Origin of the sequence: Staphylococcus sp. TE8 (assembly GCF_000692055.1) — a bacterium.
Lineage (GTDB): Bacteria > Bacillota > Bacilli > Staphylococcales > Staphylococcaceae > Staphylococcus > Staphylococcus capitis.
The window spans coordinates 38,352-46,246 of the sequence record NZ_JMGB01000005.1; the positions used below are offsets into that span (position 1 = coordinate 38,352).

The 7,895-nt window shown below is 30.1% G+C and carries 9 protein-coding genes and 1 pseudogene; 1 reads left to right on the plus strand and 9 read right to left on the minus strand.

The genetic code is table 11. From position 1 onward, the window contains the following. Nucleotides 1-63: 63 nt before the first annotated feature. The 5 genes from CM54_RS11780 to CM54_RS11800 all read right to left on the minus strand — a co-directional run bounded on the left by CM54_RS11780 (nucleotide 64) and on the right by CM54_RS11800 (nucleotide 4,424). Nucleotides 64-591: a GNAT family N-acetyltransferase gene (locus CM54_RS11780; protein WP_001831394.1), complete on the minus strand. Its 528-nt coding sequence runs from the start codon at nucleotides 589-591 to the stop codon at nucleotides 64-66. A 192-nt stretch (nucleotides 592-783) separates the two neighbouring features. Continuing rightward, the gene (locus CM54_RS11785) at nucleotides 784-1,440 is read right to left on the minus strand and encodes a hypothetical protein (RefSeq protein ID WP_001831384.1); all 657 of its coding nucleotides are present in this window, start codon (nucleotides 1,438-1,440) and stop codon (nucleotides 784-786) included. 63 nt (nucleotides 1,441-1,503) lie between these two features. Further along, nucleotides 1,504-1,713, minus strand: coding sequence for a copper chaperone CopZ (gene copZ / locus CM54_RS11790; RefSeq protein ID WP_001831373.1), 210 nt, complete (start codon nucleotides 1,711-1,713; stop codon nucleotides 1,504-1,506). A 33-nt stretch (nucleotides 1,714-1,746) separates the two neighbouring features. After that, the gene (locus CM54_RS11795; protein WP_001832797.1) at nucleotides 1,747-4,134 is read right to left on the minus strand and encodes a heavy metal translocating P-type ATPase; all 2,388 of its coding nucleotides are present in this window, start codon (nucleotides 4,132-4,134) and stop codon (nucleotides 1,747-1,749) included. A 14-nt stretch (nucleotides 4,135-4,148) separates the two neighbouring features. After that, nucleotides 4,149-4,424, minus strand: coding sequence for a metal-sensing transcriptional repressor (locus CM54_RS11800; RefSeq protein ID WP_001831396.1), 276 nt, complete (start codon nucleotides 4,422-4,424; stop codon nucleotides 4,149-4,151). Between the two features lie 174 nt (nucleotides 4,425-4,598). Between CM54_RS11800 and CM54_RS11805 the strand changes: the two genes are divergently transcribed. Next, nucleotides 4,599-4,874, plus strand: a complete 276-nt coding sequence (locus tag CM54_RS11805; protein ID WP_001831374.1) for a glutaredoxin family protein — start codon at nucleotides 4,599-4,601, stop codon at nucleotides 4,872-4,874. Between the two features lie 40 nt (nucleotides 4,875-4,914). On the opposite strand, the gene CM54_RS11810 is transcribed toward CM54_RS11805, so the two are convergent. From CM54_RS11810 to CM54_RS11825, 4 genes and pseudogenes are all read right to left on the minus strand, one after another. Next, nucleotides 4,915-5,856, minus strand: a complete 942-nt coding sequence (locus CM54_RS11810; RefSeq protein ID WP_001831389.1) for a cation diffusion facilitator family transporter — start codon at nucleotides 5,854-5,856, stop codon at nucleotides 4,915-4,917. Nucleotides 5,857-6,218: 362 nt separating this feature from the next. Continuing rightward, the gene (locus CM54_RS11815) at nucleotides 6,219-6,704 is read right to left on the minus strand and encodes a helix-turn-helix transcriptional regulator (RefSeq protein ID WP_002487969.1); all 486 of its coding nucleotides are present in this window, start codon (nucleotides 6,702-6,704) and stop codon (nucleotides 6,219-6,221) included. Between the two features lie 18 nt (nucleotides 6,705-6,722). Next, nucleotides 6,723-7,244, minus strand: a pseudogene (locus CM54_RS11820) (replication initiation protein); the annotation flags it as partial. Nucleotides 7,245-7,534: 290 nt separating this feature from the next. After that, nucleotides 7,535-7,895, minus strand: a 361-nt coding sequence (locus tag CM54_RS11825) for a serine hydrolase (protein ID WP_031793098.1), incomplete at its 5' end; no start/stop codon positions are given.

Sequence of the window (7,895 nt, forward strand, 5' to 3'; positions counted from 1 at the left end):
GCTCTAAATAAACAAAAATAGTCCTCTTATTAAAATAAGAGGACTATTTTTGTTTAAAATTATTCAAGACCATTCGCTTTCTAACATACTCATTTGCCATAAATTATAATATTCTCCATTTAATTTTCTAAAGTCTCTTTTTTCTCCTTCTTTTATAAATCCAATCTTTTTGTAACTTTTAATAGCTGATTTATTAAAGGCAAAAACACCTAATTCAATTCTGTGTAGTCCCAAATCTTCAAAAGCCTTTTTCAATAATTTCTTTATTATTTTAGGGCCTAATCCTTGGCCACGCATTTGCGGATCACCTACTAAAACTTTACTTAACGTGGCGGAACAATTTTTAAAATCTATATTATTTAAAGCAATATGACCTATAATTTTTTTTGAATTATTTTCTTCAATGATAACTTTATAAATTATTTTACTAGAATTTTCTTTATTTGTGTCTTTAATATATTCCTTTAATTGTTCTTCATCTAGGGGATAATTAAAATCTGTACCTGCCCATTTGACTAAAAGTTCAGGAGAGTTTATCCAGTTTATTAATAAATCAAAATCTTTCTCCTCAAAATATTCAAACTTAATCAATAAATTACTCCTTAAATAATAGGTTATTAACTATAAAAATTCAGTGAATGTTGCAATATAAACAACCACTACAATTTTTTGATACTTTCTTCATCAACTTTCTATCTTAAATTTTCGATTTTTTATAAAGCGTTTTGTATTATCTAAATAACTCTTTACAATTTACTGATTTTTAAGCTTTTGCTAATAGATTTATGCAACTTTAATATTATAAGTAAATCTATGCACTTCATCATTAAATTTAAATTCTGCCCAAATTTTATACATCCCTTTTTTAGGAAAATGAGCATAAAAGGTTGTAGAATCAGGTGATTCTGGGTGAACATGAATATAATCAGTTAATTGCTCATCAAATATAATCACATGTCCTAAAGCTCCTAAATAAGGTTGGGGAGTTAATTCTGTATTGAAAGTTAAAGGGACATGTTCATCTTCTTTAGCACTTATAGAATTTAAAGTTACATGAACTCCTTTGTTAACTTTTACCCAATTTTTATCAGAATTTAAAGATGTTGTAGAGGTTATTTTATCTCCAATTTGCAGTTCAATAGGATGAACGGAATACACATGGTTTTTTGGTGTAACATCAACAAAAGCCTGGTAAGTTCCTGGCTCTAATTGTTGGTTAATTATAAATAAACCTTCATGCTTTTTTTGAGGGTGTAGGTGGTAATATTTCTCCATGTCATTAGATACTAAAACGAAATGCATTTCTTTTTCATGCATAGTATCTAATAATGGGGCATTATTAAATTCATCTTCTAACGTAATTTCTATATTACCATCTCTATATACAACATTTGCTTTAATTTCGGGTTTGTTTGAATGATATTCATGATTATGATTCATATTTTTATCCTCCTTAATTTTTAATAAGGGCATATCATTAAACGATATGCCCAACTATTTAAATTATTTAATTACATCGTAACCTTGATCTTCAATAGCTTCTTTAAAGTCGTTGAAAGCTACTTGATTTTCATCAAATTCAACTTCCACATTCCCATTCGCCAAGCTTACTTCTGAAGATGTTACACCATCTAATCCATTTAATGCTTTTTCAATTGAATGCTTGCAATGGTCACAGCTCATACCTTCTACATTAATAACTTCGTTAGTCAATGTTGTCACCTCCTTTCAAGAAATATAAGATTCTTATAATTTCATACGTTTTAGACGTAAAGCGTTTGTGACAACACTTACAGAACTTAAAGCCATTGCTGCTCCCGCAACCCAAGGTGCTAGCAGACCAATTGCTGCTATAGGGATACCTGCAACATTGTAACCAAACGCCCAAAATAGATTTTGGCGAATATTACGAATTGTAGATTTACTTGCTTTTATTGCTTTTGGAATTAATAAAAGGTCTCCTCCTAAAATAGTTATATCAGCAGCTTCGATTGCAACTTCTGTACCTGTACCAATGGCAATACCAATATCTGCTTTAACTAGTGCTGGAGCATCATTGACACCATCTCCAACCATAGCTACTTTTTTACCTTCAGATTGAATTTCTGCTACTTTAGAAGCTTTTTCTTCTGGTAAAACCTCTGCAATAATCGTGTCTATACCAACTTGTTTTGCTATTGCTTGTGCGGTACGTTTGTTATCACCAGTTAACATAGCAACTTCAATACCTAATTCATGAAGTTTTTGAATAGCTTGTTGGGCAGTATCTTTAACTGTATCAGCTACAGCGACAACCCCTCTCAATTCGTTATCTACGCTTATAAGCATTGCAGTTTTTCCTTCTTTTTCAAATTGAGCGAGATTTGTTTCAGCTTCATTAGTTTGGATTCCTTTTTCACTCATTAGTTTTCGATTTCCGACAAAAAGTTCTTTACCATCAATTGTTGCATTTATACCGCGCCCTGGTATAGCTTCAAAATGGTCTACTTCTAAAAATTCTAATGATTTTTCTTTAGCATAACTTACGATAGCTTCAGCTAGTGGGTGTTCAGAACCTTTTTCTGCACTAGCTAACAATTGTAATGTTTGATCATCTCCACTAAAATCAGTGACTTCAGGTGTGCCATTTGTTATAGTGCCAGTTTTATCTAAAACAACTGTATTAATAGCGTGTGTACCTTCAATGTGTTCTCCACCTTTAAATAGAATGCCATTTTCAGCAGCTTTTCCGGTACCCACCATTATAGAAGTAGGCGTAGCTAAGCCTAACGCACAAGGACAAGCGATAACTAATACTGCTATTGCAGCAACTAAGGCTGGTTCAAATTGTCCCGGCTGAACTAATGAAATCCATATAATAAATGTGAAAATCGCGATACCTACAACGATAGGTACAAAATATCCAGAAATAATATCTGCTAGTCTTTGTATTGGCGCTTTAGAACCTTGCGCTTCTTCGACAACTTTAACAATGGAGGCAAGAGCTGTATCTTTACCAACTTTTGTTGCTTCAACAGTAATTGCTCCATTTTTATTCATTGTTGATCCTATAACATTATCATTTTGCATTTTTTCAACAGGAATAGATTCACCTGTCAACATTGACTCGTCAATTGAAGTCATACCTTTAATTATTTTGCCATCTACTGGTATTTTTTCTCCTGGTTTGATAACTAAATAGTCTCCTTCTTTTACCTCACTTAAAGGAACCATAGTCTCTTCACCGTTGCGTAATATACGTGCTTCTTTAGCTTGTAAATTCAACAATTTACTTAACGCATTTGTTGTTTGTGTTTTAGCACGTGCTTCTAAATACTTTCCGAAAAGAATTAAAGTAATTAATACAGCACTTGTTTCAAAATATAGGTGTGGCTCATAATTTGTATTAATTAACCACTTAATCGATTCATAAATACTATAAAAGAAGGCTGCGCTTGTACCTAAAGCGACAAGAACATCCATATTTGCTGACCCATTACGAAGGTTTTTATAAGCGCCTACATAAAATTGCCAACCAATAACAAATTGAACAGGCGTTGCTAATACAAATTGGAACCACGGGTTCATAAATATATGTGGTATTTGAATACCAAATAAATGAACGAACATTGTCATTAACAATGGAGCTGCTAAAACAGCTGAAACAACTAATTTAATTAACTGTCGTTTTAATTGTTTTTCTTTTTGGGAACTTTTTTCTGATGCTTCTTTTTTAGGTTGTGCCTCATACCCTAGGTTTTTAATACGTTGTTGAAATTCATCTACAGACGTCATATCAGGGTTGTATTCTACAGTAGCACTTTCTGTGGTTAAATTAACTGTAGCCTTATTTACACCTGAGATTCGATTTAAAACTTTTTCGATTTTATTCGAACAAGCTGCACACGTCATTCCCATTACATCGAGATCCACTTTTTCGGTTAAAACTCCATAACCTGTTTTTTGAATTGTATTTGCAATATCTTCTAATGATGTAACATTGGGGTTATATTCAATTGTAGCTTTCTCTGTAGAAGGATTTACATTAGCGTTAACTTCATCTAATTTATTTAGATTTTTTTCTACTTTATTCGAGCAAGCTGCACATGTCATGCCTGTGATACCTAATGAGGTTTTTTTAATATTTTCACTCAATTATTTCTTTCCTCCTATTTTGAAAATTGTTTTAATACAACCATCAATTCTTTGATACTTTCTTCTCCGTTGCCATTTTTAATACCTTCACTTACACAATTAGATATATGGTCTTCAGTTACTATAAAACCCACTTGTTTTAGGGCTGATTGTATTGCTGTTATTTGTACTAGTACATCTATACAATATCTATCTTCTGCTATCATTGATTGTAAACCGCGCATTTGTCCTTCTAATCTTTTGAGTCTATTGAGCAATGCGTCATTGTTTTTAACAGTAGTAGTGTTCAATTTCACCCCTCCTCATATACCCTAACGGGGTATCTCTTGTTGGAATCTATATTATACCCCTAGTAGGTATAAGTCAATACAAAAGTTTCATATAAAAAATTAATATTTATAGTTTGTTTTAAGAGGTACACTTGTATAAAATGTATGCTAAAACTTATATTAGGAGAGATATATTTGGATAAAAATATACAACTTGAGCTTTACACAAGACCTACATGCTCTGATTGCCAAGAATCAAAAAGGTATTTAAACTCTCAAGAGATTAGTTATAGTCATAAAGATGTAAGTCAAAATTTGGACTTAGAAGAAGAAATGAAAAAAATATCAGGCAACCGAATTGTTCCCTTATTTGTTTTTTATAAAAAAATTTTTTGGGGTAAAAAAAAGTTGTTTAAATATTACGTGGGATTTGAAAATAACAAAAAAGATATATTAAATATATTGGAATAATTAAATAAACAGCCATTATTAAAAAATAATGGCTGTTTATTTAATGATGATGTTGACTGTCTTCTTCTTTCACGATACAAAACAATTTTTCACTATGATTATTGTTAGAAGTTTCAGTCTGTATTGTGACATGTTGAATATTTTGATGATTGAGTTCATGTTCTATACGTTTAAGTAAAAACTCATTTTCAGTAATGGTCATTGTATCTTCTACAACAATATGACAAGATAACGCGTTTAATCCGCTAGTTACTGACCAAACATGAAAGTCATGAATATTTTTAACTTCTTTGAATTTTTTAATAGTTTTAATAATGTCTTTTGTATTTATATTGCTTGGTGCTCCCTCCATTAATACATGAAGACTTGATTTTGTTACATAAAAGCCGCTACGTAGTACTAAAATTGCTACAATCACACTTGCTAAAGGATCCGCCCACCCCCATCTAAAAAATATAATGAGAAGGGCTGCTATAACTGCACCTATAGATCCAAGCATGTCGCTTATTACATGCAAATATGCTCCACGCATATTTAAGTTTTCTTCTACATCGCTCCCGCGCAGCATTATCCAAGCCACAATAATATTAATAAACAAGCCTACCAAGGCGATAATTAACATGCCTGTAGAAGCTACCTCAGGGGGGTTTTTAAATCTCTCAATAGCTTCATAAAAAATATAGATAGCTATTAACATCAAAGTAATACCATTAAGTACAGCTGCTAGTATTTCAAACCTTTTGTAGCCAAAAGTTTTATTTGTATTAGCTTGCTTCGCTCCTAAAGTAAATGCAATTAAAGCAATACCTAAAGAAATAGAATCACTTAACATATGACCAGCATCTGAAATTAACGCAAGACTGTTAGTAAAGAAACCACCTAACCCTTCTACAATCATGTAACTTGTAATAATAATAAAACTAATTAATAAAGTCTTTTTGTTCGCGCCATGTGTATGATTATGATTGTGATCGTTTTCCATTTAATCCCTCCTCTTTTTAATGATGAAAAATATTTTCTATAATTTGAATTTTTGTTTTTATAACTATAGAGTTAAAAAATATAAAATTTCAATTAATGTTTTGTTACTCGAAGAAAATCATACTAACTTATGAATATATGCTCATATATTCATAAGTTAGTATGATTTTTATCCTTTGTCAATATAGAAATGCTTTGTATTTTGTATATTAAATAAAAACCCTACTTTGCTTTGGACAGTAGTGGGATTTTTGCATATGATAAACCACACTTCACTTGCTAAATATTAACTATATTATAATTAACAAGTGATAATTTCTTTTTAGAGAAAATAATGTATTCACGCCTTTAGGCGTGAATACATTATTTTTTTTTGAATAGTTTAGAAAAGATAGATTGTTTTTGTTCATTTTTTTTTGATGCTTTTGGAGTAATGATATCTTCTTTTGAATCTATATTATCAGTTTCTATTTTTTTGGTATTACTTAATATATTTTGGCTATTTAAATTCAAAGATTGTTCTTGTTTTAATGCAATTGTTAAATCGTCAATTTGTCGATTCTTTTGTCGAATTTCTGATTCTAAATGCTCTATGTATTTATCGATATAACTGCTATATTGGTTATTTAATGATTCTGTTTTGTTTGTCGATTTTTCATCAAATTTTGTCGATTCTTTTGTCGTTTTTTTATTTAAAATTGTTTTTAGATAATCTATTGTATTATCATCTATTAATGATTTGTTACCTACTTTGTTTACCTTCAAATTTGAAGGTAAACTTTTTAAATGATAATGAATTGTTTGTTTAGAGACATCTAAAAGTTCAGAAACTTCCTTTACAGTTTTCATCAAATAACTGGGTCTCCTTTACTTTTTCATTTTTTGTAAAAACGCTTGACGTTCTTCTTCTGTATACGCAGATGTCTTAGATGTGGTTGGTTCATAAGTGTTATTTTTTAACCATTGTGGCGTCATTTCACGGCTTATATATTGTTTTGGTTTGCCTGTACTTATCATATTAGATTGTCGTTTCGAATGAATACGTTTCTCAGGTTCAAAAGAAAATTCTAACCATTCAATCTTTCGTCCTTTTTTAGCTTTAATTTTATTAATATTGAGATTTTTAAATAAAAAGCCTAATTCTTTAATTATTGGTTTAAATACATACTTATCAATTTCACTCATTCGATAACTTTTCGGAATATCTAAACGTTCTCTGAAATCATTAATTTGAATTTTGAAATATCCTGTATGTTTATATTGCTTTAGTAATCTAAACATATTTTTTGCATAAGTTGATTTTAGTTGTGTCATTTCCTGTAGTTCAAATTTAGTGAAATCAGCAGTAATTGAATTGAGTATATGCTTCAAATCATTATTAACACTAATATGTCACTTTGCTTGATATATGAGAATTATTTAACCTTATAAATGAGAAAAAAGCAACGCACTTTAAATAAGATACGTTGCTTTTTCGATTGATGAATACCTATAATTAAACTATTCATCTATTATTTATGATTTTTTGTATATACAATATTTCTAGTTTGTTAAAGAGAATTAAGAAAATAAATATCGAAAATAATAGAGGGAAAATCAGTTTTTGATATCAAAATTATACATGTCAACGATAATACAAACTATAAGATGATATCAGTATTTATTATGCATTTAGAATATTAAAATTCCTTCATTACACTCTTGGCGGTTTCACTTATCAACTTATCATTTGGCTTATCACTTTTATTGTCTTTATTCGTAAAAATGACTAAAACAATAGGTTCAGATTGGCCCTTAGGATAAACAAAAGCAACATCATTTCTAGAAGCATATGTTATTGCTTGACCACTTTTATCAGCAACCTTACAGTCTTTTGAAACACCGTCTTTAATTAAAGTATCTCCGCTTTTATTATTTAACATTAAATCAAGTAAGAATTTTTTGTTTTCTTTGCTTAATTTTCCATTTGCGATAAGTTTATTTAAAGTCTTACCGAAAGCAGCAGGTGTTGAAGTATCTTTTTTGCTCTTTGGTGAATAA

Bases quoted from the DNA above. Each gene is read 5' to 3' on its own strand.
- CM54_RS11810 (WP_001831389.1), bottom strand. From the start codon at position 5,856: ATGGAAAACGATCACAATCATAATCATACACATGGCGCGAACAAAAAG.
- CM54_RS11815 (WP_002487969.1), bottom strand. From the start codon at position 6,704: ATGAAAACTGTAAAGGAAGTTTCTGAACTTTTAGATGTCTCTAAACAA.
- CM54_RS11785 (WP_001831384.1), bottom strand. From the start codon at position 1,440: ATGAATCATAATCATGAATATCATTCAAACAAACCCGAAATTAAAGCA.